Annotated in this window: 23 protein-coding genes; 11 read left to right on the top strand and 12 right to left on the bottom strand. The window is 66.9% G+C overall.

All coding sequences use genetic code 11. The features are described from left to right. Position 1: 1 nt before the first annotated feature. Both OIE68_RS34400 and OIE68_RS34405 read right to left on the bottom strand, forming a co-directional pair. A complete protein-coding gene (locus OIE68_RS34400; RefSeq protein ID WP_327095125.1) occupies positions 2 to 1072 on the bottom strand; it encodes a fused (3R)-hydroxyacyl-ACP dehydratase subunits HadA/HadB in 1071 nt (356 codons plus the stop codon). Positions 1073 to 1188: 116 nt separating this feature from the next. Beyond that, positions 1189 to 2301, bottom strand: a complete 1113-nt coding sequence (locus OIE68_RS34405) for a hypothetical protein (protein ID WP_327095126.1) — start codon at positions 2299 to 2301, stop codon at positions 1189 to 1191. 1249 nt (positions 2302 to 3550) lie between these two features. Between OIE68_RS34405 and OIE68_RS34410 the strand changes: the two genes are divergently transcribed. The 3 genes from OIE68_RS34410 (at position 3551) to OIE68_RS34420 (ending at position 6058) form a co-directional block, all read left to right on the top strand. Next, positions 3551 to 4201 carry a hypothetical protein gene (locus OIE68_RS34410; RefSeq protein ID WP_327095127.1) on the top strand — a complete coding sequence of 217 codons (651 nt, stop codon included), beginning with the start codon at positions 3551 to 3553 and terminating at the stop codon, positions 4199 to 4201. 201 nt (positions 4202 to 4402) lie between these two features. Further along, on the top strand, positions 4403 to 4852 hold the full coding sequence (locus OIE68_RS34415; protein ID WP_327095128.1) for a DUF3151 domain-containing protein: 450 nt from the start codon (positions 4403 to 4405) through the stop codon (positions 4850 to 4852). A 30-nt stretch (positions 4853 to 4882) separates the two neighbouring features. Continuing rightward, a complete protein-coding gene (locus tag OIE68_RS34420) occupies positions 4883 to 6058 on the top strand; it encodes an FUSC family protein (RefSeq protein WP_419150605.1) in 1176 nt (391 codons plus the stop codon). A gap of 294 nt (positions 6059 to 6352) precedes the next feature. Here OIE68_RS34420 and OIE68_RS34425 read toward each other — a convergent pair whose 3' ends face one another. Continuing rightward, on the bottom strand, positions 6353 to 7138 hold the full coding sequence (locus OIE68_RS34425) for a site-2 protease family protein (RefSeq protein WP_327095129.1): 786 nt from the start codon (positions 7136 to 7138) through the stop codon (positions 6353 to 6355). 2 nt (positions 7139 to 7140) lie between these two features. Further along, positions 7141 to 7815, bottom strand: coding sequence for a hypothetical protein (locus OIE68_RS34430; RefSeq protein WP_327101927.1), 675 nt, complete (start codon positions 7813 to 7815; stop codon positions 7141 to 7143). Positions 7816 to 8333: 518 nt separating this feature from the next. Here OIE68_RS34430 and OIE68_RS34435 point away from each other — a divergent pair. After that, a complete protein-coding gene (locus tag OIE68_RS34435; RefSeq protein WP_327095130.1) occupies positions 8334 to 9623 on the top strand; it encodes an adenylosuccinate synthase in 1290 nt (429 codons plus the stop codon). Between the two features lie 81 nt (positions 9624 to 9704). Next, the gene (locus OIE68_RS34440; protein WP_327095131.1) at positions 9705 to 12314 is read left to right on the top strand and encodes a LuxR C-terminal-related transcriptional regulator; all 2610 of its coding nucleotides are present in this window, start codon (positions 9705 to 9707) and stop codon (positions 12312 to 12314) included. A gap of 8 nt (positions 12315 to 12322) precedes the next feature. Here the strand turns inward: OIE68_RS34440 and OIE68_RS34445 are convergent, their stop codons facing one another. After that, complete coding sequence (locus OIE68_RS34445; protein ID WP_327095132.1) at positions 12323 to 13357, bottom strand: saccharopine dehydrogenase NADP-binding domain-containing protein; 1035 nt, start codon at positions 13355 to 13357, stop codon at positions 12323 to 12325. A 93-nt stretch (positions 13358 to 13450) separates the two neighbouring features. Between OIE68_RS34445 and OIE68_RS34450 the strand changes: the two genes are divergently transcribed. Further along, a complete protein-coding gene (locus tag OIE68_RS34450; RefSeq protein ID WP_327095133.1) occupies positions 13451 to 14371 on the top strand; it encodes an AraC family transcriptional regulator in 921 nt (306 codons plus the stop codon). Positions 14372 to 14393: 22 nt separating this feature from the next. On the opposite strand, the gene OIE68_RS34455 is transcribed toward OIE68_RS34450, so the two are convergent. The 7 genes from OIE68_RS34455 to OIE68_RS34485 form a co-directional block, all read right to left on the bottom strand. Further along, positions 14394 to 15146, bottom strand: a complete 753-nt coding sequence (locus tag OIE68_RS34455; RefSeq protein WP_327095134.1) for a DUF427 domain-containing protein — start codon at positions 15144 to 15146, stop codon at positions 14394 to 14396. 45 nt (positions 15147 to 15191) lie between these two features. Next, on the bottom strand, positions 15192 to 15656 hold the full coding sequence (locus tag OIE68_RS34460) for a MarR family winged helix-turn-helix transcriptional regulator (RefSeq protein WP_327095135.1): 465 nt from the start codon (positions 15654 to 15656) through the stop codon (positions 15192 to 15194). A gap of 79 nt (positions 15657 to 15735) precedes the next feature. Continuing rightward, positions 15736 to 16815, bottom strand: a complete 1080-nt coding sequence (locus tag OIE68_RS34465) for an acyl-CoA dehydrogenase family protein (protein ID WP_327101928.1) — start codon at positions 16813 to 16815, stop codon at positions 15736 to 15738. A gap of 20 nt (positions 16816 to 16835) precedes the next feature. Further along, on the bottom strand, positions 16836 to 17867 hold the full coding sequence (locus tag OIE68_RS34470; RefSeq protein ID WP_327095136.1) for an acyl-CoA dehydrogenase family protein: 1032 nt from the start codon (positions 17865 to 17867) through the stop codon (positions 16836 to 16838). Further along, positions 17864 to 19081, bottom strand: coding sequence for an acyl-CoA dehydrogenase family protein (locus tag OIE68_RS34475; RefSeq protein WP_327095137.1), 1218 nt, complete (start codon positions 19079 to 19081; stop codon positions 17864 to 17866). The genes OIE68_RS34470 and OIE68_RS34475 overlap by 4 nt, the downstream gene beginning before the upstream one ends. Then, on the bottom strand, positions 19081 to 19968 hold the full coding sequence (locus OIE68_RS34480) for an enoyl-CoA hydratase (RefSeq protein ID WP_327095138.1): 888 nt from the start codon (positions 19966 to 19968) through the stop codon (positions 19081 to 19083). The genes OIE68_RS34475 and OIE68_RS34480 overlap by 1 nt, the downstream gene beginning before the upstream one ends. After that, entirely contained in the window at positions 19968 to 21515 is a 1548-nt protein-coding gene (locus OIE68_RS34485; protein WP_327095139.1) for a FadD3 family acyl-CoA ligase, read from the bottom strand. The genes OIE68_RS34480 and OIE68_RS34485 overlap by 1 nt, the downstream gene beginning before the upstream one ends. 97 nt (positions 21516 to 21612) lie before the next feature. Between OIE68_RS34485 and OIE68_RS34490 the strand changes: the two genes are divergently transcribed. From OIE68_RS34490 to OIE68_RS34510, 5 genes are all read left to right on the top strand, one after another. After that, positions 21613 to 22860, top strand: coding sequence for an acyl-CoA dehydrogenase family protein (locus OIE68_RS34490; RefSeq protein WP_419150606.1), 1248 nt, complete (start codon positions 21613 to 21615; stop codon positions 22858 to 22860). Next, positions 22857 to 23654 (top strand): SDR family oxidoreductase, encoded by a 798-nt coding sequence (locus tag OIE68_RS34495; protein WP_040696844.1) that lies wholly within the window; start codon positions 22857 to 22859, stop codon positions 23652 to 23654. Before OIE68_RS34490 ends, OIE68_RS34495 begins: the two co-directional genes overlap by 4 nt. Positions 23655 to 24072: 418 nt before the next feature. Next, the gene (locus OIE68_RS34500) at positions 24073 to 24801 is read left to right on the top strand and encodes a hypothetical protein (RefSeq protein WP_327095140.1); all 729 of its coding nucleotides are present in this window, start codon (positions 24073 to 24075) and stop codon (positions 24799 to 24801) included. A 45-nt stretch (positions 24802 to 24846) separates the two neighbouring features. Next, positions 24847 to 25452: a TetR/AcrR family transcriptional regulator gene (locus OIE68_RS34505; RefSeq protein ID WP_327095141.1), complete on the top strand. Its 606-nt coding sequence runs from the start codon at positions 24847 to 24849 to the stop codon at positions 25450 to 25452. A gap of 94 nt (positions 25453 to 25546) precedes the next feature. Beyond that, entirely contained in the window at positions 25547 to 26749 is a 1203-nt protein-coding gene (locus OIE68_RS34510; RefSeq protein WP_419150607.1) for an acetyl-CoA C-acetyltransferase, read from the top strand. The last annotated feature ends 38 nt before the right edge of the window (positions 26750 to 26787 follow it).

Genomic DNA, 26787 nt, shown 5'->3' on the forward strand with positions numbered 1-26787 from the left:
GCTAGGCGAAGCGAACCTCGGCGATGGCCCGGCCGAAGAGTTTGCGTCCCTCCGAGCTTCCCGCGAGCACAACGGTCGCGGTCCGTCGGTGCGGATCGAGCGATTTGATCTTCCCGCTGAATTCGACGGCGCTCGGCGCCTCGGCGGTCACCGGAACGAATCCGGCGAACCGCACGCTGAACTTTTCGATTGCCGTCGGATCACCGAGCCAGGAGGTCAGATAATCACCGGCCAGGCTCATGGTCAGCATGCCGTGCGCCACCACGGTCGGCAGTCCGGCCAACTGGGCCGCGCGCTCGCTGAAATGAATCGGGTTGGGATCGCCGGAAACTCCCGCATAGTTGGCCAGATCACCGCGCGTCACCTGCGCGGTCTCGGCCGGGAGCTGATCGCCGACGGCTAGCCGGTCGAAGTCCGGGAGCGAGCGCACGGATGCGCTCCGCACCGCAGGCTGTCCGGGGGCCGGGGCATCCGCGGGCAAGGCGACCAGCGGGCCGCTGTTAGTCGCCGTGATATCACCGACGGTGACCGGGCGCGCGTGCATCATGATGTTCTCGACGGCGGCCGCGATATTCGGATCCACCTCGACACCGCGGCGCGCCACGATGGTGGTCGAACCCGATTGCACGATCTCGCCGTGCTGGTTGGTCAGCGAGAACGTCACCAGGATGAAGTCGTTGTCGCCGAACTGGCGAATCGAGTCGATCACGATCTCGGTGCTGAGCCGGTCGCCCGCCAGGATCGGGCGGGTGAGCTCGAAGACCTGGTCGGTCTGCAGGATCTGGGACAGGTCGTATTCGGTGAGTACGGAATCCAGCAGGGCCCTGGTCGCATTGATGCCGATGACCGAGGCGAAGGTCGGCGGCGCGACGATGCCGTCGTAGCCGAGTTCGCGCGCATCGGGTTCGGAATAATGCGCACCGTGCCGACTCTGCGTCGCGCGGGCGAACTCACGGACCTTCTCCCGGCCGACCGAATAGTGTTCGCGCACCCGGAACCGGCTTCCCGCCAGCGTGGCTGTCTGCTCGACCACTTCGACTTCCGGCTTTTCGATTGTCTGCTCCCTGACCATGATCCGGGCCATGCTACTGGCGAACCGGTCCGATGACCAGGTAAGTGTGACGTTCGCTACCGGTTAGAGGGCTTACCTTTTGGATATGTCCTGCCGGATTCGGCGTCACCTTTCGGCTAGGGCGTCCCGGCGCTCGGCGGGTCGCAGACTTTCCAGCCGTCGGCGGTCTGCTCCAGATCGAAAGTCCGCGCCGAGCGCTTCGTCGGATCCGCGTCGGTGTACACGGTGGCCTGCGCGATCGCCGTCTTATCTGTGATCTTGATCGCATCGACGCTGGCCACCGCGGGAATGTTCTTGCGATCCATCGACAGCTGGTGCACGCCCGCGAACTGGTCCGCCGGAATGCCCTGATAGAAGTCGTGCAACTGTCCGCAGGTGGTATTGCGCAGCGCCGCGAGATCGCCGGATTTCAGCGCCTGGGTGTAATCGGTGATGGTGGCGCGCACCTTGGCCTCCGGGGAGTTGTCGCCCCGGCCCCCGATGAGCGCGACCGCGAGCCCGATCACCGCGATGAGCGCCACCGCGGCCGCGCCGATGAACAACCAGCGCTTCGAGCGCTCGGCCGGTGCCTCGGCGGCCCCCGGTTGCTGACCGGGCGGCGTGATCCGCTGCGGCTGGGCCATCGCCCGTGATCCGGTGACCGGCTGCGCGGGTCGAGTCTGCTGGGTGTCCGCGGGTGACGGGGCCGACGCGACCTGCCGCGGCCGCGCTGGCCCCCGCGGTGCCGAGGGTGCGGTCTCCTCGACCCCCGGCCCACTCTGCGAAGGCCCTTGCGCCCCAGCCTGTTTCGGACCGGCCGCCGGACGTGGTGTGCTCGGCGGCTTGGTGATCGGACCGGGCCGCGCCGCGGGCGGAACGACTCGGTCGGTACCGGGCTTGGTCCCGGCATCGGTCCGCATTCGCTCCGTGGCGTCCTTGTCGACCGGCTTATCGGCCGGCTTCTGAATCGGCAGTGCGACGGTTTGCTCAGCATCCAGCTTCGAAACCACCGGCATGGCGACGGTCTTGTCGTCCGCGCCCGCCAGATCCGGCTCATCTTGCGTCGGAGCGGCAGTCGCTCCCTTGCCCGTCGACTCGGCCTTTGGATCGATCCGTCGCATCACCATGGTCGCCGCATCCGCACCCGCGGCATCGTCGACCTTGTCGGGTGCTGCCGCAGACTTGGCCGCAGCCGAATCCCGCTGAATTACAGCGGTTTCCGCAGCGGATCCGGTCGCCGATACGGGCACGTCACCTGGTGACGGGGTTTCAGACGGTGGCTCAGCTCCAGTCGGAGTGGTCGATTTGGCGGCACTTGATGCGGTCGCCCCTGCGGTGGGTGCCGCGGACTCATCGGCTACCGCTTCGGCCGGGGCAGCGTCGGATCCTGCAGCGGCAGTTCCGCCGGCCGCAGCAGCAGCAGACTTCGCCGTACCGGCAGCAGACTGGGCGGCGGGACCGCCCCGTTTGATCACGACGGTCGGTGCATTCGGCCCGGAGCCGGTATTGGCTGCTCCGCCGGAGCCGGCAACTGGCGTCGCCTGACCCGGAGCCGCCGCGCCCGGCGCCTTCGTGGAAGCCGCCTTGCCCTCGACGCCACCACGCGAGATCTCCGTGGTCTTCACCTCGGAATTCGCCGCGTCACCCCCGGAACGTGTGGAATCGGCAGCTGCACCCGGTTTCGCGGAACCGGGCGCAGACGAGGCCGCACCGCCATCCCGCTGGCCCGCGCCACCAGGCCTAATTCCACCGCCGGGCGCTGGAGCAGGCGAGGCAGCGCCGCTGTCTCGTCGGCCTGCACCGCCCGCCCCGGTTGCGCCGCCGGGCGCTGGAGCAGATGAAGCTGCGCCGCTGTCTCGTTGGCCCGCGCCGCCCGGCTTTGCTGCGCCGCTGTCGCGCTGGCCTACACCGCCTGGCCTGGTTGCGTTACCCGGTGTGGGAGCAGACGGGGCAGTGCCGCCATCTCGCTGGCCCGCGCCGCCGGAGTTGGCTGCGCCGCCCGGCGCGGGGACGGATGAGGCGCCGCCATCTTGTTGACCTGCGCCGCCCGGCCTGGCTGCGCCGCCCGGTGTGGGAGCAGATGGGCTGCCGTCACCTCGCTGGGCCGTGCTGCCCAGGTTGGCTGCGCCGCCCGGTGCGGGAGTAGACGAGGCTGCGCCGCTGTCTCGTTGGCTTGCGCCGCCCGGCCTGGCTGCGCCACTCGGCGTTTGAACGGATGGTGCTGCGTCGCCACCTTGTTGGCCCCCGCCGCGCGGCTTGGCTGTGTTGCTCGGCGCAGGAGCAGGCGAGGCGCTGCCGCTATCTCGTTGGCCCGCGCGGCCTGCCGCGGTTGCGTTACCCGGCGCGGGAGGCGAGGCTGCACCGGTATCTCGTTGGCCCGCGTTGCCCGGCCTTGTTACGCCACTCGGCGTCTGAGCGGATGGGGTTGCGCCGCCGGCCCATTTACCGGGGCCACCGGGCTTGGGGGTGCCGCCAGGGGCGGATGTTGATGACGGCGCGTTGGCTGCTCCGCCCGACTGGCTGGGTGCCGCGGGCTTCCCGAGCGCGGCGATATCCCCGGTCGCCGCACCCGACCCGCCCGACTGCCCGGCACCGGACGACGGCTGCTTCGGCGACGATGCTGCAGGAACTGGCCGCGTCGGTGCGCTCGCCGCCCCTTCTTTCGCAGCCGAACCACTTCCCGATGGCGCGCCGGATCCCAGGGATACGCTCGGCCCCGACGAGGCGGGAACCGGTCGAGTTGGAGCAGCCGCCGAGCCGGCGCTGCCTCCCGAAGCACCGGGACCCGAGGAGTCGCCTGGCCCGGAGGGTGTGCCGGGTCGCGAGGGTATGCCGGAGCCGGTGGCTGGACCAGGGCGGGTGGGGGCGTTGGATCCCGACGAGCCGGGCCCTGACGATGAGGGGAACGGCCGGGTCGCGTCAGCCGCGCCTTCCTTCGCGCCGGCCCCGGCTCCCGAGGAGTTGGCCGGTCCCGACGGGGTGCGGGAGCCAGTGGCCGGACCGGGGCGCGAGGGCGCGCTCCGTTCGGAGGGGTTGGGCGAGGTGGGTGTCCGGTCTGCGGGTGCGGCTGGGCGCGGGTCGGCTGCCGCTTCGGCGGGGCGGCCGGGATTTTGTGCCGGGCTCTTCTCGTCGTTCGGGTCGGACACCTAATAACCCCTCGGTCGGGCGGAACAGTTGAACTCGACGGCCAGCCTAGCCAGCAATTCGGTCGACTGTGAGGATTCCCCCGCGCCGTACTCCGCCTCGTCCGGCTCGACAGCGGCGGGTGGGCGGGAGAGGTGGGCTGGGCACTGCTCAGCCAGAGGAACGCCGTGTCGGCGCAACATGCGCGCGCAGTGCACAATGAACCGCATGACCTCGTTCGGTGACTTGCTCGGACCGCAACCGGTACTCCTGCCCGAAGACTCCGATGCGGAGGAGGCGCTGTTGAACAATGCCGATCCGGTGCAGGTCGCGGCCGCGCATCCGTCGGCTTCGATCGCCTGGGCCCATCTCGCGGAGGCCGCGTTGCAGCGTGGCGGGGCCGAGGGCGATACCCAGGTGGTCAATCACGACATCGTCGCCGCGTACGCGTTCGCTCGCACCGGCTACCACCGCGGCCTGGACTTACTACGGCGCAATGGCTGGAAGGGTTTCGGGCCGGTGCCGTGGAGCCACGAACCCAATCGCGGTTTCCTCCGCAGTGTCGCCGCGCTGGCCAGGGCGGCCAGGGCGGTCGGCGAGACCGAGGAGTACGCACGCTGCCTCGACCTGCTGGAAGACTGCGACCCGCGCGCCGCGGGTGAGCTCGGCCTCGACTAACTAGTGATTGCAGCATTGCGGAGCGATTCGATGAGGGGTGGTGGTCGGGCGACGGGTGGGCTCGATCCGAATTCCCCGGTGGGTGTCGCCCGCGCCAGCAGCATGGAGAAGTTGCGCAGCTCGTGGGCGCGGTTGCGACTGTCCGCGCTGCCGATTCTGCAGTGCGCGGTCGGCGCGGCGCTGGCCTGGTTTATCGCGCACAAGATTGTCGGGCACACCCAGCCCTTTTTCGCACCGACCGCGGCCGTGGTCTCGATCGGCATTTCGTTCGGCGCCCGGCTGCGCAGGTCGGTGGAGTTGGTAGTCGGCGTCGCGGTCGGCATCGGTATCGGCGACCTGTTCATCACCCGCGCGGGGACCGGCGTCTGGCAGATCGCCCTCGTCGTCGCGGTGGCCATGGCGCTGGCAGTATTCCTGGACGGCGGTTCGATCATCACCATGCAGGCCGCCGGTTCGGCGGTGCTGGTCGCGACGCTGCTGCCGCCGTCGGCGGGCGGCGGCTTCTCGCGCATGATCGACGCGCTCATCGGCGGGTTGGTCGGTGTGGTCGTGGTCGCATCGATACCACTGCACCCGGTGCGTCGGGCCCGCGAGCAAGCCGCGGAAGTCCTTGCGGTACTGGCGAAGTCGCTGCACGACTGCGCCGACGGTCTGCTCGAACAGGATCCGGAGAAGATCCGCACGTCCCTGACCGCGGCCCGCGCGACCCAGCCCCAGATCGATAGACTGCGCTCCACCCTGGAGGGCGGCCGCGAGATCAGCCGGATCTCTCCGCTCTATTGGAATTCCCGCCAGCGCCTCGACCGCATCCGCGCCACCGCCGACCCGCTCGACAATGCCGTCCGCAATACGCGGGTGCTGCTGCGCCGCTCCCTCACCCTGGTCCAGGACGACGAAATCCTCGACCCGCGACTGATCGAGGAACTGGAGCGCCTGGCCCAAGCCGTCGAGGTGGTGCGCCGGATGATGCTCGCCGATCCCGGCCAGCAGCCGGATCAGGCCGAAGCCGCCCGGGTGCTGCGCGGCATAGCGAAGGCCGCGCGACCGGAACTCGTTGAGGGCGCGGGACTTTCGGCTCATGTGGTCTTCGCGCAGATGCGCTCCATGCTGGTCGATCTCATGCAGGTCTGCGGCATGCAGCGCATCTCGGCCATGGCCCTGCTGCCGCCGACGGTCCCGAATCCGCACGTGCCGCCGGAGAAATGAGCAGACTACTCAGCGGATTTCGGACATATTGCGCCGCTGCGGGACAGCGTGCTCGGCCCCCGGTACCCGAATCATGATCTTCACGTAGTCCGCTACTCGTGTTCGCAGCTGCCCGCGGTCATAGCCTCGAGAGGCAACCGCGGTTACGAGGGGTAGCGCGGTTGAGACGCTTCGCCTGACGGCGAACCGCCCTACCGGCCATAAGGTGTGGTGGCCGGGCGGGTAAGGGCGCGCAGCGGTCGTGCGAAGAGGTCGCCCGGTCCGGGAGGTCGGACCGGGCGACCGGTATATCGGCTAGGTCCAGAATCGCGTCAGCCAGCTGCCGTACCGCGACCAGTCCGCATCGACCCCGGACAACTCGTACAGCGAGTACACCGCATCGAAGAACACCTTGTTGATCGACGGCGTGAACAGCAGCGCGAACAGGATCAGCATCCCGAACGGCTTGAACTGATCGAGCGCCCGCCGCGTCTGATAACTCAGCGACGGCTCGACCACGCCATATCCGTCCAACCCGGGCACCGGCAGAATGTTCAAAAGCGTTGCGGTGATCTGCAGAAACGCCAGAAAACTCAGGCCATACCAGAACGCGCGATGCGAAGTATCACTGCCGAAAAACCGCACCACCACCAGCAGCAGCATCGCGCACACCGCATTCACCGCAGGCCCGGCACCGCTGATGATCCGCTGCATGCGCGCGCTCACGTTATGCGTGTGCACGTACACCGCACCGCCGGGCAAGCCGATACCGCCGAGCGCGATGAACACCATCGGCAATACGATCGACAGCAGCGGATGGCTGTATTTCAGCGGATTCAGCGTGAGATAGCCCCGCAACTCCACCTCGCGATCGCCCGCCCGCCACGCCGTGTACGCATGCGCGAATTCGTGCAGACACAGCGTGACGATCCAGCCGAATACGACGAGCAGAAATACCCCGAACTTCGCCCGCGTCGACTGCACATCGGCGTCCCATGCGAGCACGCCACCCGCCACCGCGATCGCGATCACCAGCAGGAATATCGGGCTCGGCCGCCGCGAAACACCCAATGCGGGGCGGCCGTCTCTCGGAAAACGCATCATCAACGCACCAGCAGCCAGTTTTCGTGATGCCGATAGAACGACGACCGCGGCAGCACCCGATCGTTGGCGATGCCGTCCCTGGTCACCACGGCCCCCGGCGTGCCGAGCTGCGCCGCCCGCCCTTCCAGCCAGCGGCGCCTGCGGATGATGTTCTTCTGCACGCTGGCCCGCACCCCGGGCATATCCAGCATGGGGGAGACGACCATCGCGTTGACCTTGCCGGAGAACAACTGGACGTCGTCCACATAGGCTTCGCCCTCGAGCTTTTCGCCACCGGGCCCGGTGATCTCGGCCCGGCCGACCAGCACGGTTCCGGTGTCGTCGCGAATCAGCGGGGTTTCGACGGGCCGACCCTCCACCGCCCGCTTGGCGGCGGCATTGCCGGTGCCGGTCTGGTAGGCGCGCGAGCCGTAGGTCTTGTCGACGGGCACGTACCCGATCTCCACATGCAGCCGCTCGGTCCGCATCAGATGGGTCAGCACGGAGGCCAGGGCGGCGTCGTCGCCGAGCACGATCAGCCGCGGCAGGCTGTCGGCGGCGAGTACGGGCAATAGCTCATCGATGACGCTGTTTTCCGGGATGGCGGTCGTCTGCGAGAGCGGCAGCGACGCGAGGGCGATGGGTACCGGTGCGCCGTCGCAACGGAGAACGTGGGTACTCAAACTGCCGTACACCCTCCTCGGTTCGGCCGACAACCCGTCGGTCACCCTCGCCACCTGTCGGCGGACCACCGGTCCGCCAGTGCCTCGCAACCATAGCTGTGTTTTTGGCGGCGCGGGCGCCGCGGGTTCGCGGCCCATTCTGTCTCGCGTCCGAGCCGTCGAGACTCGCGACTTCGTCGCATGCGCTTCGACGGCTCGGACGCGAGACGGGCCGCGAACGGGTCGCTCGTAAGACTCGCTCCGTTCGGGTCACCGATGGCGGATCGCTCGGCCGCCCAATGCGCACGCAACGGATGGTCGAGCCGTTACACGTGCGGCGCATGCGCTTCGGCTACTCGGACGCGAGACGGAACGGGTCGCTCGGAAGACAGCTCCGTTGTGGGTGCGTAGACATCGACCGGCGCCTGCGATCCGGACGGTGGCCGGGACGCAACTGGGCGTTGGGTAGACTGTGCTTCCGGCCACCGCCTCAATACGGCAGGTAGCTGCAACAGATGGCTGTTGCGCGTCGAACCGTAGGAGACACGACCATGCCGGCAATCGTCCTGATCGGCGCCCAGTGGGGCGACGAGGGTAAGGGCAAAGCAACCGATCTGCTCGGTGGCAGGTTGCAATGGGTGGTCCGGTACCAAGGCGGTAATAACGCCGGTCACACGGTCGTTCTGCCCAATGGCGACAAGTTCGCGCTGCATCTGATCCCGTCCGGCATTCTCACGCCGGGCGTGACGAACGTCATCGGCAATGGTGTCGTGGTCGATCCCGGCGTCCTGCTCGCCGAGCTGGCCGGACTGGAGGAGCGCGGCGTCGATACCTCCGGACTTCTGCTCTCGGCCGACGCGCATCTGATCATGCCGTACCACGTGGCCATCGATAAGGTCACCGAACGCTTCCTCGGCAATAAGAAGATCGGCACGACCGGTCGCGGCATCGGTCCGTGCTATCAGGACAAGGTCGCCCGGGTCGGCGTGCGCGTCGCGGATGTGCTCGACGAGAAGATCCTGACCCAGAAGGTCGAGGCGGCCCTGGAGTTCAAGAACCAGGTCCTGGTGAAGATCTACAACCGTCGCGCATTGGACCCGCAGCAGGTGGTGGACGAGGTACTCGGACAGGCGGAGAGCTTCAAGCACCGCATCGCCGACACCCGCCTGGAACTGAATCTGGCGCTCGAGCGCGGCGAAACTGTACTGCTGGAGGGTTCGCAGGGCACCCTGCTCGATGTGGACCACGGCACCTACCCGTATGTGACCTCGTCCAACCCGACCTCGGGTGGTGCGGCGGTCGGCGCGGGTGTCGGACCCAACAAGATCACGACTGTGCTCGGCATCCTGAAGTGCTACACCACCCGCGTCGGCTCGGGTCCGTTCCCGACCGAACTGTTCGACAATTTCGGTGAATTCCTGGCCAAGCAGGGCGGTGAGGTCGGCGTGACCACCGGCCGGGCCCGCCGCTGCGGCTGGTTCGACGCGGTCATCGCGCGCTATGCGACTCGGGTCAACGGCGTCACCGACTACTTCCTCACCAAGCTGGACGTCCTGTCGAGCCTGGAGCGGGTGCCGATCTGCGTCGCCTACGAAATCGATGGCAAGCGGGTCGAGCAGATGCCGACCACACAGACCGAATTCCACCACGCCAAGCCGATTTACGAAGAGATGCCCGGTTGGTGGGAAGACATTTCACATGTCGAGACCTTCGAGGAATTGCCTGCCAACGCCCAGGCCTATGTCTTGCGTCTGGAGGAGCTGTCCGGCGCCCGCATCTCCTGTATCGGTGTCGGACCGGGTCGTGACCAGACCATTGTCCGTCACGACGTGCTCGGTTAGGCGCCGAAACAGCGGAGCCGGTGCGCCCGTTCATGGTTCGTTGTCGTCGATCATGATCCGTGACGAACTACAGTAAGAGCTATGGCTCGGAACTGGCCGATGATCGAGCGCGAGACCGAGTTCGAAGCGATCCGCGCGGCACTCACCGGAACCGAATACGTCGGTGCGGTATTGACGGGCGACGCCGGAGTCGGGAAGACGACGCTGGCGAGACAGGCGACGGCTGCGGTAGGCGGCAATGTCCGGTGGGTGGCGGGTACGGAATCGGCCCGCAGCATTCCACTGGGCGTATTCGCCCATATGGTCGGCGTTTACACGGCGCACGATCCGGTGACATTCATGTCCGCCGCGCGCGAGGCACTGCTCGCCGACGGGCACGCGATCATCGGTGTCGACGACGCGCACCTGCTCGATCAGCTTTCGGCCACACTGCTGTTGCAGCTGGCCATCGATAAGGCCGCGCATATTGTCGCGACCGTGCGCAGCGGGGTGCAGGTGCCCGATGCGGTGACCTCGTTATGGAAAGACGGCCATCTGCTGCGCATCGACCTCACTCCGTTCACGCAGCGGCAGAGCGTCGATCTGGTGGAGTCGATGCTCGGCGGGCAGTTGGAAGGCTTCACGGCCAACCTGATGTGGGAGTCCTCCGGCGGAAACGCCCTGTTTCTGCGGCATTTGGTGGAGGGTGCGCTGGAGGCGGGCTCGCTGCGGCAGGTGAACGGCGTCTGGCAGCTGCGCGGCCGGGCCGCGGTGACCTCGGAATTGGCTGCGCTACTGGAGGATCGGGTCGAGCAGCTGCCCGAACCGGTGCTGCGGGTGCTCGAACTGCTCACCTTCTGCGAGCCCATCGATCTCGACGTGCTCTCCGAACTGGCGGGCGAGGAGGCCGTGGAGGCCGCCGAGACCCGCGGTCTCATCAGGGTTGTCGAGAACACCCACCAGTTGATCGTGCGCTACAACCATCCGCTGTTCGGTGAGGTCATCCGGCGCAGGCTCGGCATTGCCTCGGCCCGGCGACTGCGCGGTCGGCTGTACTCCTCGCTCAAGGAACGCGCGATCAAATCCGCGCCGGACCGCATCCGGCTGGCCGAATTGGCGTTGGACAGTGATAAATCCGCCGATCTCGAACTCTTCGAGGCGGCTGCCGCCGATGCGATCGGGCTGGCCAATTTGCCGCTCGGTGAGCGTTTCGCCAGGGCCGCGGTGGAACGTCGTGGCGGGGTGGAGGCCGCGGATCTGCTGGCTCGGGCGCTGCTGTGGCAGGGCCATCGCATCGAGGCCGAACGCACCCTCGCCAGCTTCGATCCGGATCAGATGAGCGAGGTGCAACTGGGCCGCTGGGGCAGCACCCGGGTCTCGAATCTGTTCTGGGCCATGGGCGATGCCGAGCGTGCCGACGAGGTGCTCGCGATGCTGCGCGGCAAAGTGCAGCATCCGAAGATCATGGCCACCTTCGACGGTCTGGCCGCGGCGTGCGCGGTTCACGAAAATCTGCTCGAGGAAGCGTTTTCCGGGGCCGAGTCGGTGATGGAGACCGAAGGTGCACCGCCGTGGGCGGTTTGGTGGGCGGCCTTCGGCGGCGGCCTGGCGCTGGCGCTGATGGGTAAGGGTGAGGCGGCGCGGCAGTACGCGGCCCGCGGGCACCAGGTGGAGTCGCATATCGACGGACTCAACCGGTTCATCTCGACCCATGCCGAGGTGCTCGCGCTGATCTGCATCGGTGATCTCGAGGCCGCCCGCCGTCGCGCCTCGGGGTATTTCGGCTACTCGGCACCGGGCCAGTACCTGGCGTGGGGCATGTCGAAGATCTTGCAGGGCACCGTCGACGTGGCGCAGGGCCGCTTCCTGGACGGGATCGAACATCTCGAACAGGCGCTGGCCGCGCTCACCGCCGAGGGTGCCGCCGCTTGGCACATTCCGGCGAGAATCCGTCTGGCCGAGGCATATTCGGCACTCGGGCGGGCTCCGGAGGCAGCCGAATCCATTGCCGAGGCGGCCGCTCGCGGTGGCAGGCACAGCGCGGTCTACGACCCGCAATTGGAGATCGCGCGCGCCTGCGCGGCCGCCGCGGAAGGCACCGTCACCCCCGCCATCCGACTGGCCATGGGCGCCGCCGATTCGGCGGCGCGCGCACATCAGCACGCCATCGAGGCCATGGCACTGCACACGGCCGCCCGCTTCGGCGACCATTCGGTGGCAGGCCGACTCGCCGACCTGGCCGCCCGGGTCGACGGCGCACTGGTGCAGGTCCAGGCCCGCCATGCGGTGGCACTCGCGGCGCACGACGGACCAGGACTCGACGCGGCCGCGGCCGAATTCGAGCGTATCGGCGCCATGCTTTCCGCCGCCGATGCCGCCGCCCAAGCCGCATCCGCCCATGAACGCGCAGGTGACCGCCGCCGCCTCCTCGAATCCGCGGCCACCGCGAACCGTCTCGCCGCGGCCTGCGGTGGTGCCAGCACGCCCGCTTTGCGCCAGGCAGCCCAGCCTTTGCCACTGACCTCCCGGGAACGTGAAATCGCGAATCTCGTCGCGGCAGGCCTGTCCAACCGTCAGATCGCCGATCGCCTCACGGTTTCCGTCCGCACGGTCGAGGGCCACCTCTACCGAGCCTGCATCAAGATGGACGTGACCGACCGCGAGTCGCTCGGGGCGCTGATGCGCGGTGAGTCCTCCGGTGGGGCCAGCTGAGCGCGGCGTTATTCGGTGATGCGCCAGGTGATATCGAAGCGAGCGAGGGCATCGAGGAGTTCTGCGGCGTCGAAGGCTTCGGCTACGGACAATGTGCCGGGCTTGGTTGTTCCTTTCGCCAGGCGGACTGCGATTTCTACTGCTTCCAAAGCTGAATCACGGTAGGAGTCGCCGCCGCTCACCACGCCGCGGGCCGAATGTCCGCTGGTGTCAAAGGCATCCACGACCACGTCGTAGCGGAGGTCGGAGCTCGGCTCGTCGGGGAGCGAGTCGATGATCTCCTCGGTGAAAGAACCGAGTAGGTCGAGGATGGCGGTGTCCAGGACCCCTTCCACATACGACACATCGGTGTGCCTGGGGATCGTGATCACCGGTGGCTGTGGGAATTTCGCAACCGAGGTGGTCGCGGTGTGGCCCGGAAATGTCATCTCGGCGTGACGTGCGCTGGTGCCGGTGCTCAGTTCGCCGTCCTGGAAGTGCCAGCCGCCGCTGCGGAACCAGTCGAGGCTGGCGAAGACCGTCTTCGCGCTGCCTTTGGAACCGTTGCCACCGCTCTTGCTCAGATGGCTGAGCACGATCTCGACCGGTCCGGTCAGTCGGCGCGCGGTCAGGTGGGCGAGCAGATCGCCCGCCACATTGTTGTCGGTGACGCCAGGGACCACCGTCACGCCCGCGGCCTCGGCTTTCGGGCCGTACTCGTCGAAAACCCGCTTTAAGAAAAGCTGTTCGCCGGACAGATCCGTGTAGTGCGCCCCGGCCGCGATGGCCGCCGCCAGCACCGGCTCGCCATTGTGTACATACGCGGACAGGCTGCTGATGACGACGTCCGCGTCGGTGAAGGCGGCGACCAGTGCGTCGTGATCGGTGAGTGCCGCGACCCGGATCTCGGCATCCGGCACCCGGGCTGCCACTGCTGCCGCCTGCATCCGAGATGCACTGCGGCCCACCAGGATCGGGGTGATTCCGCGTCGATGCAATTCGGTGAGTAGGTAGCCGCCGGTGTGGCCGGTGGCGCCGTAGACGGCAATCTTCGTCGTTGTCATGAGTAAGACGTTATAGACAGCTTGTGAGTATATGAATGGCCAATATGCGCAGTCTGATGTCTGAAACGCTCATTAGGAGAGTATGGTGAACAAGTGGACATCCTCAGCGAAACCATCGCCGCCATCCGCACCGGCAATCCGACCTCCGGCCTGTTCATCCGGCACGCACCGTGGGGCCGTGCCTATCCGGTCGTCCCCGGCGCGGGTTTCCATGTGGTGCTGCAGGGTTCGTGCTGGGCGGTGCCGACCGGCGGCGAACCGATAGCTCTCGGTGTCGGCGATGTCCTGTTCATGCCGCGCGGCGCCGACCACGATCTGCTCGACCGGCTCGACAGCCCGGTCACCGAGAAGGCGCAGCCGGGGGAGCCGCGCGAGATCACCGGACCGGGTGCGCGCACCGCCCTGCTGTGCGGCGCATACGAACTCGGCAGGCAGCGCAGCCACCCGCTGCTCGACGAACTCCCCGAATTCATCCATCTCCCAGCACGTCCCGGCCGCCACCCGTCCCTGCGCGCCGCCGTCGATCTGCTCGCCGCCGAGGTCGCCGAACCGAAACAAGGCAGCGATGCCGCCGTCCCCGCCATCCTGGAAACCCTGCTCCTATTCATGCTGCGCGCCTGGTTCGACGAACAGGCCGTCGACGAACCCGCCACCGGTTGGGCGGGAGCCTTCGCCGATCCGGCGGTCGCCGCCGCACTGCGCGCCGTACACGAAGCACCCGCCCGCACCTGGACGGTCCCCGACCTCAGCGATATTGCGGGCGTCTCCCGAGCGACCCTGGCCCGCCGCTTCACCGCCACCGTCGGTGAACCACCCCTGGCCTACGTCACCCGCTGGCGCATGCTCACCGCTGCCCGCCTGCTCCGCGACACCGACAGCCCCCTCGGCGCCATCGCCCGAAAGGTCGGCTACACCTCCGAATTCGCCTTCGCCAAGGCCTTCAAACGCGAATACGGCGAGGCCCCAGGCCAATACCGCCGCGCCGACGACCAGCCACCCCTGATCGCGGTCTGATCAGCCGAGCTTCGGCAATCGGTCAGCTGAACGGCGTCTTCGGGCGGTCCTGGAGTTCGCCGTCGAGGTAGATATCGACCTTCTCGTTGTAGAAGCAGGCCAAGCCCGCGACCTTCTGGCTTTCCGGGAGTGGGGTGCGGTAGCCCCAGACGATGTCCGGGTATTCCTTGCCGTCGATGTGGACGGTCCAGTAGTCGGCGGTGCCCTTGTAGGGGCAGCTGGTGTGGGTCGTCGAGGGCTTCAGTAGGTCTTGGCGGACATCGGTCAGGGGGAGGTAATACCTTGCGGGGAGGCCGGTTTCGAAGAGGATGCGGGGGGAGTGCGAGTCGGCGACGGTGGTGCCGTCGATTTCGACGCGGATATGCCGGGAGCTGGCGAGGATATCGACGCGGGTGTACGGATCGCGCGGGTGGACGTAGACCGGCTCGTCCTCTTCGAACCATTCGTCCATGGCGTTCCAGTCCAGGCGCACCAGCTCGTTCAGTTCGGTGAACGGGGAGTCGTGATAGCGCACCGCGGCTCCGGACGCAGTGGTGCCGTCGACGACCACGTCGTATCCGGTCGCGGTGCCGCGGCTCGGGGATTTCGCGCTGGTGCCGTTCGGCTCGAGTTTCGCATGCAGATCCGCGACGGGCAGATAGTAGGTCGGGTAGTGCGGACTCTCCCAGACCAGGACCGGTCGGGAGGTGTCGGCGACCAACTGGCCGCCGAGGTAGACCCGGACTCGCTTCTGGCTGGTCGCTACCTTGACTCGGCCACGCTTCTCATCGGTCATACTCTCCGACCGTACTCCGGCGGGCGATCCGACCAGTCGAATCGGCTATCGCGACCTGGACAGATGCTGCGGCATCGACTTCTTCAGTGCGTCCAGCAGTTCCTTCATGTCGCTTTCCATGCGGGCCAAACGTTCGATATCGAAACCGGTGAGCCCCGCCGTCATCGCCGCGCCGAAGGCGCCGCGGGCACGCGTCAGGCGAGTGCGTCCGGCCGGGGTGAGTTCGACGACGACGGCCCGGGAATCATCCGGATCCTTGCGTCGGGAGGCGTATCCGTCCGCGACGAGCTTGCCGATCAGCGCCGTTGCCGCCGGCTGTGAACATCGATCGATACGAGCGAATTCGCTGACGCGCACCGCGCCGTGTTCGTCGAGCACCGCTAGTGCGCGCATCACTGCTCGCGGTAGATCGTCGCCGCTGATCACCCCGGCCAGCCGGGTCAGCCGGCCCGCGGTGACGAGGAGGTTGACCACGATGTCATCTGCTGTTGCCGCTCGAGCCTGCTGCACACAATATTATTACATACGCTAACTATGTATGGCCATGGTGTGTACCGGACTTGCACAAACGATAGCGTCCCCTGGGCTGTCAGGTGGGTTGCGTGAGCGGCCTGCGCGGCTGCCCGAACAACTGCGCATCACCATGTGCGCGCTTGAAGAACAAATGCGCGTCATGTTCCCAGGTGATGGCGATGCCACCGTGCAACTGCACCATCTCGGCCACGATGGTCGTGAACGTCTCCGAACAGTGCGTCCGCGCCACCCAGACATCCTCCGCAGCGGAGGGGCTCTGCTCCGCCACCGCGACCGTCGCCGCATAGGACGCGGATTTGGCCGACTCCACCAGCACATACATATCCGCCATGCGGTGCTTGAGCGCCTGGAAGCTGCCGATCGCCCGCCCGAACTGCACCCGGGACTTGGCGTATTCGACCGTCATCTCGAGGCACCGCTCCGCGGCACCGACCTGCTCGGCAGCCACTGCGGCCCAAGCGATTTCGTGTAGCCGGGCGGTGAGCGCCGGATCCGCCGAAGCGAGCCGCCGCGCCGGAACCGCCGCAAATGTGATTTCGGCGAGCTTGCGAGTCGGATCCATGGTCGGGACAGCGCGCCGGGTGACGCCCGCGGCACCCGACTCGACCTCGAACAGTCCGTCAGAAGTCACCACGACAAGAGTGTCGGCATGCAACCCATCGAGCACGTAATGCGCTGTGCCGGAAAGTGTTCCGGCTTCGGAATGCACACCCGGCTCATCCCAGCCGCCGGTGCCCGCCCAGCACACCGCGATCGTGCGGGCGCCTTCGGCGACCTCGGGCAGCAGCCGCTCACACGCCTCGTTGTCACCGGACAACAGCACCGCCTGCGCCCCGAGCACGGCCGAACCCAGCATCGGCACCCCGGCAAGCGTGCGCCCCAATTCGGTTACCACCAACAGGGATTCGACCAAGCTGGCGCCGAAGCCGCCGTATTCCTCCGGAATCGCCAGCGCCGCAACACCGACCTGCTCGCACAGCAGTCGCCACAGCGTCTCGTCATAGCCGAGTTCGGTATCCATTGCCGCCCGCACGGCGGCGGATCCGGCGTGCTTGGTGAGCACCGCCCGGACCGAGGCGATGAATTCCTGATGTTCGGTGCTCGGCCCACCCGTCGCCCGACCACCACCGCCCATCGAATCGCTATGCGATGCAGTCATTTCGCACCTCGCAAGGCTCGTTCCCGAACAGCCTCGTCGCGCAGTGCGCGGGAAATCCGGGAACGATGCAGATCCGGTGTACCCCAGGCGGACCGCAGCGCGGTCACCCTGGTCAACCACAGCGACAGGTCGTACTCGGCGGTGTATCCGATCGCGCCGTGCACCTGCAGCGCCGCGCGGGCCGCCCGATAGGCCGCATCACCGCAGGCGATCACCGCAGCCGAAACGTCCCGCCCGCGTGTGGTTTCACCCATCGTCAATGCCGCCCGATAGAGCAGCGGCTCCGCCAGGTCGAGCCCGATCAGCACATCGGCCAACTTCTGCTTGACGGCCTGGAATTCGCCGATCGGCTTACCGAACTGCTTGCGCTGCTTGGCATATTCGGTGGCCGCGGCCAGCAATGCCCGTCCCGCACCGAGCAATTGCGCCGCATTGGCCAGCGCACCGGAATCGAAGGCGGCCGCAACCGCCTCGAGAACCTGCTCACCTTCGGCGACAACGGCATCGGATTCGACGACGAACAGTCGCCGCGCCGGATCGACCGATCGCACCAGACCCGCGCGATGTCCGGTGCGGAGCTGATTACCGTCGGCGATAAGCACCACATCGGCGGTATCCGCATCCAACGCGACCGTGCCGTGCTCGGCCGACGTGAATGCCAGCGTGCCGAGCGCCGCACCCTCCGCGAACTCGGGCAGCCAGCGTGCGGCCGATGCGGTATCCGGAAGGGCTTGCAGCAGTGCGGGTATCGCGGCCGCCGTCTCGACCAGCGGTCCGGGCACGGCAGCCCGGCCCATCTCCTGGAATGCGACGACAAGATCGATCGGCTCCGCGCCGACACCGCCGTGCTGCTCTTCGACGGCAAGACCGAGCGCACCCGCACCGGCCAGCTGTCGAATAAGCCCGCGCCCGGGCCGGGGATCGCCCGCGGCCCAGTTGCGCACGGCGGCTGGTGTCCGTCCGGCGTCGAGTAGCTTGCGCAGGCTGGTGCCGAAGTCGAGTTGTTCCGGGCTGAGCGCGAATCTCATCGGCTGCTCCCTCTCGGTAGTCCGAGCAGCCGCTCGGCGATGATATTGCGCTGAATCTCATTGGTGCCGGCGTAGATCGGGCCGGACAGCGAGAACAGATAGCCGTCGGTCCACGGCCCGGATCGCTCGGCCGCACCGCCGAGGACCTCCAGCGCGGTCTCGTGCATGGCGATATCCAATTCGGACCAGAACACCTTGGTTATCGAGGATTCCGCGCCCAGCTTGCCGCCCTCGTTCAACCGGGTGACCGTGCCGAAGGTGTGCAGCCGATAGGCCTCGCTGCCGATCCAGGCGTCCACCACCGCATCGCGCTGCGCGGTATTGGTGCGGTCGCCGGTGTCGAGCCAGAGATCGATGAGCCGCTGCGCGGTGGCGCTGAAGCGGCCGGGGGACCGCAGCGACAGTCCGCGCTCATTGCTCGACGTGCTCATCGCGACCCGCCAGCCGTCGCCGGGCTCGCCGATCACATCGCGATCCGGCACAAAGACATCGTCGAGGAAGATCTCCGCGAATCCGGGCTCCCCGTCCAACTGCGGAATCGGCCGCACCGAAACACCATCCGCGGACAGCGGGAACATCACATAGGTGAGTCCCCTGTGCCGCCCCCGGCGGCTGCGGTCAGGCCCGGAGGCGGCAGCCTGCGTAACCACGGAGGGCCCCGCATCCGCCGCATCGGGCACAGCTTCGGGATCGCTGCGGAACAGCCCGAATGCCCAGTCCGCGAACGTTGCTCGCGAACTCCAGGTTTTCTGACCGCTCAATAGCCAGCCGCCGGTGGTGCGTCGCGCGGTCGAGCGGATACCGGCCAGATCGCTGCCCGCCTCCGGCTCGGACCAGGCCTGCGCCCAGATATCGTCACCGCGCGCCATCCGCGGCATGATCCGTTCCAGCTGCTCCGGCGTGCCGTGCTCGAAAAGTGTTGGCGCCAGCAGGAATATGCCGTTCTGACTGACCCGTCCCGGCGCACCCGCGGCGTAGTACTCCTGCTCGAACAGCACCCACTCCAGCAGCGAGGCATCGCGTCCGCCGTACTCCTGCGGCCAGGCGACAACCGACAGCCGCGCCTCGGCGAGTGTGCGCTCCCATTCGCGATGTGCTTCGAACCCGGCCTTGGTATCCATCGAAGGCAGCGGTTTCGCTGGTTTTTTGGCGGCGAGGAATTCGCGGACGTCCCGCTGGAATTCCTGCGTCGCCTGATCGAGATCCAGATCCACTACGTTGTCCCGTTCTGCTCGGACGTCGAGGCCGTCGTCGCGTTGGCCTTCATCGACTTGGCGTTCATACCGCCGAGCGAGTCCGCGCCGACCTCGGCATTGTGCGCATGCGCGAAGTGATGCAGGCCGAATACCGAATCCATGCCCGCCCGCATGCCCATTAGATCCTCGGCCTGGTTGACCGCCTTCTTGGTCAGCGCGAGCCCGAATTGCGGCATGGTGGCGATCTTTTCGGCCAGTTCGAGGGTTTCGGTCTCGAGCTGGTCGCGCGGCACGACGCGATTGACCATGCCCCATTCCTTCGCCTGCGCCGCATCGAAGCGGTCACCGGTGAACAGGAACTCCTTGGCCGCGCGCGGACCCATCACCCACGGATGTGCAAAATACTCCACACCCGGAATGCCCATGCGCACAACGGGATCGGAGAAGAAGGCGTCATCGGAAGCGATGATCAGATCGCAGACCCAGGCCAGCATGAGCCCGCCCGCGATGCAGGCGCCCTGCACCATGGCAATGGTCGGCTTCGGAATTTCCCGCCAGCGTCGGCACATACCGAGGTACACCTCGAGTTCGCGCGCGAAACGCTGGTCACCGCCGACCTTGTCGACGTGATCCCACCAGAGCGCGGCCTTGTTCTGATAGCGCACATGGTGATCACGGCCTGGAGTGCCGATATCGTGCCCGGCGCTGAAGTGTTTTCCATTGCCTGCCAGGACGATTACGCCGACCTCGGGATCCTCGACCGCGCGCTCGAAGGCGGCATCGAGGGCGTAGGTCATCACCGAATTCTGCGCATTGCGGTAGTCGGGCCGGTTGAGCGTCACGATGGCTACCCGCCCGCGTCGTTCATACGTGACGACGTCCGGCTCATAGGGGATCTCGGACATTACGACTTCTCCTCACGTAGTTCACGTTTCAGCACTTTCCCGGCCGCGCTATAGGGCAATTGGTCCCGGAATTCGATGAACCGCGGCACCTTGAAATTCGCCAGCACCGTGCTCGCATGTGCGCGCACCTGCTCCTCGGTCAGCTCCGCGCCGGGCTTGCGCACCACAAATGCCTTGCCCACCTCGCCCATCCGGGTATCCGGCACCCCGATGACCGCGGATTCGGCCACCCCGTCGAGCCGGGCCAGCGCCTGTTCCACCTCCGCCGGATACACATTGAATCCGCCGGAGATGTACATGTCCTTGAGTCGATCGGTGATCTTCAGATAGCCGCGCTCGTCGATCGTGCCGATATCGCCGGTGTGCAGCCAGCCCTCGGTATCGATGGTTTCGGCGGTGCTTTCCGGATCGTTGAGGTAGCCGAGCATGACGTTGGGGCCGCGCAGCAGCACCTCGCCCTGCGGACTCAGCCGCAGTTCGAAATCGGCGATCGGCCGGCCGCAGGTGCCCGCGATGGTCGCGGCATCGTCGTCCGCGCCGCACATGGTGCCGAATCCCGCGGCCTCGGAGAGTCCGTAGCCGGTGATGACGACATCGAAGTCGAGTTCCGAACGCATGCGCTCGACCAGCACCACCGGTACGGTCGCGGCGCCGGTGACGGCGACCCGCAGGGTGCTCAGGTCGAAGTTGTCCCGGTCCGGGAAGTCCAGGATCGTCTGGTAGATGGTCGGCGGTCCAGGCAAAACCGTGACCTTCTCTTCGCCGACCAATCGCATGGTCACCGGCACATCGAAGGTCGCCTGCGGAATGATCGTCGCGCCGGTCACCAGGCACGCGAGAATGCCTGCCTTGTAACCGAAGTTGTGGAAGAACGGACTGACCACCAGGTAGCGATCGGAGCTGTCGAGGGTGGTGCATTCGGCCCAGGCCCGCACCACCGACAGCGCCTGCCGATGCGCGACCAACGTGCCCTTGCTGCGTCCGGTGGTGCCGGAGGTGAACAGGATGTCGGAAATATCCTCGGGGTCGACATCCTCGGCGCGTTCGACGGCGTCGGCCAACGGGACGGATTCGGCTATTTCCGCCAGCTGCGACCAGTTCAGCGCGGTGGGATCGTCGGTATCCGACTCGACCGGAATGACCACCACCGTATCGATATGCAATTCCGTTGCTGCGGCACGCAATTCGGCCAACCGATCACGGCCGAGGAAGGTTCCGGCAATGAACAGCGCCTTGGCTTCGACTCGCTGCAACACATCGGCGGCCTCGTCCGCGACGTAGCGGGTATTCAACGGCACCAAGGCCGCGCCCGCGTAGTGCGCGGCCAGGGCGGCGATCACCCAGTGATAGGTATTCGGCGCCCACATGGCGACCCGATCGCCCGACTGCACGCCACGGGCGATGAGGGCCCGCGCCACCTCCTGCACCGCCGATAGCAACTGCGCCCAGTCCAGCCGCATCTCGCCGTCGCCGAGGGCGGGCGCGGTGCCGAAGGTGCGCGCGGCATCGTGCAGTGCCATGGGTGTCGTTTGTGCAGGGGTTGTCACGGGTGTCCTCACCGTCGGCGGGGTCTTTTGCTGCCTTTGCTCGATAAAAGCGGTCCGCCTCTAACAAAGCAAGTGCTTGGTAGGTTATCCTACCGACGTGGTTGCGATCCAGGCATCAGATTCCGACAAGGGGGGCGGGCCCACGGGGGGCGGGAAAAGCACAACGCAGGGGGGTGGGAACAATACTGCCGCACAGGACGCGCGGTTTTCCGCAGAAGTGCGCGAGTGGTTGGCCGAGAACCTCGATGGCGAGTTCCGCGAGTTGCGTGGACTCGGCGGGCCCGGCCGTGAACACGAGGCCTTCGAGGAACGCCTCGCCTGGGACCGGCATCTGGCCGCCGCCGGATGGACCTGCTTGGGTTGGCCCAAGGAGTGGGGCGGGCGCGAGGCCTCGGTGCGCCAGCAGGTGATCTTCCATGAGGAATACGCCAAAGCTAATGCGCCTGCACGGGTTTCCCACGTCGGTGAGGAACTGCTCGGTCCGACGGTATTGGCCTTCGGCACCCAGGCTCAGAAGGAGCGGTTCCTGCCGGGCGTCCGGAATGTGACCGAGCTGTGGTGCCAGGGCTACTCCGAACCCGGCGCGGGCTCGGATTTGGCGGCCATCACCACCAGCGCCCAGCTCGACGGCGACGAATGGTCGATCAACGGCCAGAAGATCTGGACTTCGCTGGCCCATGTGGCCGACTGGTGCTTCGTCGTCGCGCGCACCGAAAAGGGTTCGACCCGGCACAAGGGCCTTTCCTACCTGCTGGTTCCGATGCATCAGCCCGGTATCGAGGTCCGCCCGATCATCCAGCTGACCGGCACCTCGGAATTCAACGAGGTCTTCTTCGACGATGCCCGCACCGCCGCGGACCTGGTCGTCGGCGAACCCGGTGACGGTTGGCGCATCGCCATGGGCACGCTCACCTTCGAGCGCGGCATCTCCACCCTCGGCCAGCAGATCCGCTTCGCCCGCGAACTGGCCGATATCGAGGCATTGGCCCGCCGCACCGGCGCGGCCGACGACCCGTTGATCGCCGACCGCTTCGATCGGGCATGGGTCGGCCTGCGCGTGCTGCGCGCCCACGCCCTGCGCACCATGCAGGACAGCACCGCAGACGACGGCGGCCAAGCCTCGGTTTCGAAGCTGCTGTGGGCGAACTGGCATCGCGGCCTCGGCGAATTGGCCATGGCCGTGCTCGGCCCCGCCGGTCTGGTGGCCGATGAGCACGATCTCAACGAATGGCAGCGGCTGTATCTGTTCACCCGCGCCGACACGATCTACGGAGGTTCGAACGAAGTGCAGCGCAATATCATCTCCGAGCGCGTGCTCGGCCTGCCGCGGGAGGCTCGCTCATGAGTGGACCGCTTTCTATTGCGCCGCAGCCTATTCCGGGGCACGGCCTGCTGACCGGACGCAATGCCGTCGTCACCGCCGCGGCGGGCACCGGCATCGGCTCCGCCACCGCGCGCAGGCTGCTTGCCGAGGGTGCCGATGTAGTCGTATCCGACTGGCACGAGCGACGTCTCGCCGAAACCGAGGTCGAGCTGAAGGCCGAATTCCCGGAGCGCCGGGTCGCCTCGATCGTGTGCGATGTACAGAGCACCGAACAGGTCAACGAGTTGATCCGCGGCGCCGCAACCGCATTGGGTCGCATCGACATCATGGTCAACAATGCCGGACTCGGCGGCGAGACCCCGGTCGTCGATATGACCGACGAGCAGTGGGATCGAGTCCTGGACATCACCCTCAACGGCACCTTCCGCTGTACCCGTGCCGCCCTCGGCTACTTCCGCGATGCGGGCCACGGCGGCGTCATCGTCAATAACGCCAGCGTGCTCGGCTGGCGCGCGCAATACGGCCAGGCCCACTACGCCGCCGCCAAGGCCGGCGTCATGGCCCTGACCCGCTGCAGTGCCGTTGAAGCCGCCGAACTCGGCGTTCGCATCAATGCCGTCGCCCCGAGCATCGCCAGGCACGCCTTCCTGGACAAGGTCAGTTCGACCGAACTGCTCGACCGCCTCTCCGAGCGCGAAGCCTTCGGCCGCGCCGCCGAACCATGGGAAGTCGCCGCCACGATCGCCATGCTGGCCAGTGACTACACCACCTACCTCACCGGCGAAGTCGTATCGATCAGCAGTCAGCGCGCCTGACCAACGCAACAACGTTCGCGGCCCGTCTCGCGTCCGAGAGGCCGAAGCGCATGTGCCGCAGTCGCGGGACTTGACCATCCGTTGCGTGTGCATAGGTGGCCGAGCGATCCGCTATCGGTGACCGCAACGGCGACTCTTACGAGCGACCCGTTCGCTCGCGTCCGAGTCGTCGAAGCGCGTGTGCCGCACGCGCGCGGCTTGACCATCCGTTGCGTGTGCATTGGGTGCTGAACGATCCGCTATCAGTGACCGCAACCGAGCGAGTCTTACGAGAGACACCAGGGGCCGCGAACACGCAGCGCCGAAGGCGCTGCCATCAGACACCTTCTGATCAGGTAAAAAAGGCCGGGACGCAGGGTGTCCACGTGTGCAATGCTGGGAGTGGTCGAATCCCGCACTCCCCTAAGGGGCGATGGCTATGGGGCAGGATCGCCCACAGGCCCGCGAACAACTGGAACTCGAATTGGTGCGCGAAGTCGTGCTGGCCAGGCGACGGCTGGACAGCATGGTGCTCGCGGCACTCACCCTCGGTGCCGAACTCATGGACCACACGTCCGAGCGCGCGACCGCGGCCCGGGCCGCCCAGATTCTCGAGGAGTATGCGATCGACGAGTCCGAGGTCGCCCGCGATCCGCGCGGTGCGCTGCGCGCTGATATGGCACGCGACTACGAACGTGCCTGCCGCAGCGGGCGCAGTGCCGCATCGCTCGGATCCGAACAGGACCGCAGGCGGCGACGGCAAATGGCACTGTTGTGCGAGGTGCGAGCGGATCTGCTCGACGTCATTCGCAAATGCCGCAAATTCCGCTTCGATCGCGTGGAATTCGCCGACGAGATCGCCCAAGGCCTGTGCGCCGCTACGGACAAGCTGGTGGTCGGCGCGGATATGGATACCTATCGAGCCTGGCAGCGCGGCATGATCCTCAAACTCATCGAGGAGCCGGTTCCATTCGGCCCACCGCGCGTCATGGCCACCGTGGACGCGGGCCCGGATCGCAGTCCGCTGACCGTCGAATGGGACAGCTGTGAGCGCAGACTCGCGCTGGTCGCCCGGATGGCGCGCGCAGGCGTCTCACCGGTCGTGATCTGCGACCGGCTCCTTGCCGACTTGTCGGTGTCGTCACCACTGCGCTATTCGATGCGCTGACCAATCGAGGTACGCCGCTAGCCCAAGCAAATGCTTGGTTGTATTATGGGCCGTGTGACCGCACCAGACGCCTCGAAATCAGCTCGGCGCAATGAATTGCTCGCACTCGCGGCCCAACTGTTCGCCGAGCGTGGACTGCGTGCGACCACCGTGCGGGATATCGCCGATGCGGCCGGGATTCTATCGGGGAGCCTCTATCACCACTTCGATTCCAAGGAGTCGATGGTCGACGAGATTCTGCGCGGCTTTCTCGACGATCTGTTCGGCCGGTATCGGGAGATCGTGGCCTCCGGGCTCAGTTCGCGAGATACCTTGGAAGCCTTGGTGATCGCGTCCTACGAATCCTTCGACCGCTCACACGCCGCGGTGGCGATCTACCAGGCCGAGGCCAAGCGCCTGCGCGATTCGGAGCGGTTCACCTATATCGCGGACTACAACCGCGAATTCCGCGAGCTGTGGCACCGGGTGTTGATCAATGGCGTCGAGGACGGCAGCTTCCGCCCGGAACTCGACGTCGAATTGGCCTACCGGTTCCTCCGGGACACGGTTTGGGTTGCGGTGCGGTGGTACGAGCCCGGCGGCTCGATCACCGTCGAGAACCTCGCCAAGCAGTACCTGACCATCGTGCTCGACGGCCTCACCGTGCCGTAGTTGATCTTGGCGGTCGCGGGGCCCTCCATGGTTACGCAAGCTACCGCCTCCGGGCCCGTCGCTCCCGCCGGGCAACACCAAGTAGGAGTTCCAGATGTCAGCACCATCCGCTCGCCGCCCGTACGCCCCGCTGCGGGATGCCTATGTGATCGACGCGGTGCGCACCCCGGTCGGCAAGCGCAATGGCGCGCTGGCCGCGGTGCATCCGGCCGATCTCGGCGCGGCCGCACTGCGCGGGCTGCTGGACCGCAACCCGATCGATCCGGCGGTGGTCGACGATGTGATCGTCGGCTGCGTCGACAATATCGGCCCGCAGGCGGGCAACATCGGCCGCACCATGTGGCTGGCCGCCGGTTATCCGGAGGAAGTTCCCGGGGTCACCGTCGACCGGCAATGCGGATCTTCCCAGCAGGCCATCAATTTCGGCGCGCAGGCCATCATGAGCGGCACCGCCGAGGTGATCGTCGCGGGCGGCGTGCAGAACATGAGCGCGATCCCGATCTCGGCGGCCATGTTGGCGGGCAAGGAATATGGTTTCGACGCACCGTTCGTCGGTGCGCAGGGCTGGGACCATCGCTATGGCACCGCCGAGGTTTCGCAGTTCAACGGTGCGCAGATGATCGCCGACAAGTGGGATATCAGCCGAGAAGAGATGGAGCGCTGGGCATTGCGCAGCCATGAGCGCGCCCGCGATGCCATCAAGAACGGCCGCTTCGACGGTGAGATCGTGCCCGTCGGTGATTTCTGGATCGACCAGGGACCGCGCGAGACCTCGCTCGAGAAGATGGCGTCGCTGCCCGTGCTCGCCGAGGGCAGCACGCTGACCGCCGCGGTCGCCAGCCAGATCTCCGACGGCGCGAGCGCGACCCTGCTCGCCTCCGAATGGGCTGTCGCGGAATACGGATTGCGCCCGCGCGCCCGCATCCACCATGTGAGCGCCCGTGGCGCCGACCCGATCATGATGCTCTCCGGCCCGATTCCGGCCACCAAGTGGGCGCTGGAGAAGACCGGTCTGACCATCGAGGATATCGATGTCGTCGAGATCAACGAGGCCTTCGCGCCGGTCGTGCTCGCCTGGCTGCGGGAGACCGGCGCCGATCCGGAGAAGGTGAACGTCAACGGCGGCGCGATCGCCCTCGGCCACCCGCTCGGCGCCACCGGCGCAAAGCTTTTCGCCACCCTGCTCAATGAGCTGGAACGCCGCAACGGCCGCTACGGCCTGCTCACCATCTGCGAAGGCGGCGGCACCGCCAACGCAACGATTATCGAGCGCTTGTCCGCCTCCCCGAATATTTAGGCCATACAAGTAAGAGCCGCACGGCTTTTCGACAGGTC

Source organism: Nocardia vinacea (assembly GCF_035920345.1).
GTDB classification, from domain to species: Bacteria; Actinomycetota; Actinomycetes; order Mycobacteriales; family Mycobacteriaceae; genus Nocardia; species Nocardia vinacea_A.

What these genes read in the sequence shown, in the direction of transcription:
- OIE68_RS34400 (WP_327095125.1), bottom strand. Translation starts at nt 1,072, where the DNA reads ATGGTCAGGGAGCAGACAATCGAAAAGCCGGAAGTCGAAGTGGTCGAG.
- OIE68_RS34415 (WP_327095128.1), top strand. Translation starts at nt 4,403, where the DNA reads ATGACCTCGTTCGGTGACTTGCTCGGACCGCAACCGGTACTCCTGCCC.
- OIE68_RS34420 (WP_419150605.1), top strand. Translation starts at nt 4,883, where the DNA reads ATGAGGGGTGGTGGTCGGGCGACGGGTGGGCTCGATCCGAATTCCCCG.
- OIE68_RS34425 (WP_327095129.1), bottom strand. Translation starts at nt 7,138, where the DNA reads ATGCGTTTTCCGAGAGACGGCCGCCCCGCATTGGGTGTTTCGCGGCGG.
- OIE68_RS34435 (WP_327095130.1), top strand. Translation starts at nt 8,334, where the DNA reads ATGCCGGCAATCGTCCTGATCGGCGCCCAGTGGGGCGACGAGGGTAAG.
- OIE68_RS34440 (WP_327095131.1), top strand. Translation starts at nt 9,705, where the DNA reads ATGGCTCGGAACTGGCCGATGATCGAGCGCGAGACCGAGTTCGAAGCG.
- OIE68_RS34445 (WP_327095132.1), bottom strand. Translation starts at nt 13,357, where the DNA reads ATGACAACGACGAAGATTGCCGTCTACGGCGCCACCGGCCACACCGGC.
- OIE68_RS34455 (WP_327095134.1), bottom strand. Translation starts at nt 15,146, where the DNA reads ATGACCGATGAGAAGCGTGGCCGAGTCAAGGTAGCGACCAGCCAGAAG.
- OIE68_RS34465 (WP_327101928.1), bottom strand. Translation starts at nt 16,815, where the DNA reads ATGGGCGGTGGTGGTCGGGCGACGGGTGGGCCGAGCACCGAACATCAG.
- OIE68_RS34470 (WP_327095136.1), bottom strand. Translation starts at nt 17,867, where the DNA reads ATGAGATTCGCGCTCAGCCCGGAACAACTCGACTTCGGCACCAGCCTG.
- OIE68_RS34480 (WP_327095138.1), bottom strand. Translation starts at nt 19,968, where the DNA reads ATGTCCGAGATCCCCTATGAGCCGGACGTCGTCACGTATGAACGACGC.
- OIE68_RS34495 (WP_040696844.1), top strand. Translation starts at nt 22,857, where the DNA reads ATGAGTGGACCGCTTTCTATTGCGCCGCAGCCTATTCCGGGGCACGGC.
- OIE68_RS34500 (WP_327095140.1), top strand. Translation starts at nt 24,073, where the DNA reads ATGGGGCAGGATCGCCCACAGGCCCGCGAACAACTGGAACTCGAATTG.
- OIE68_RS34505 (WP_327095141.1), top strand. Translation starts at nt 24,847, where the DNA reads ATGGGCCGTGTGACCGCACCAGACGCCTCGAAATCAGCTCGGCGCAAT.
- OIE68_RS34510 (WP_419150607.1), top strand. Translation starts at nt 25,547, where the DNA reads ATGTCAGCACCATCCGCTCGCCGCCCGTACGCCCCGCTGCGGGATGCC.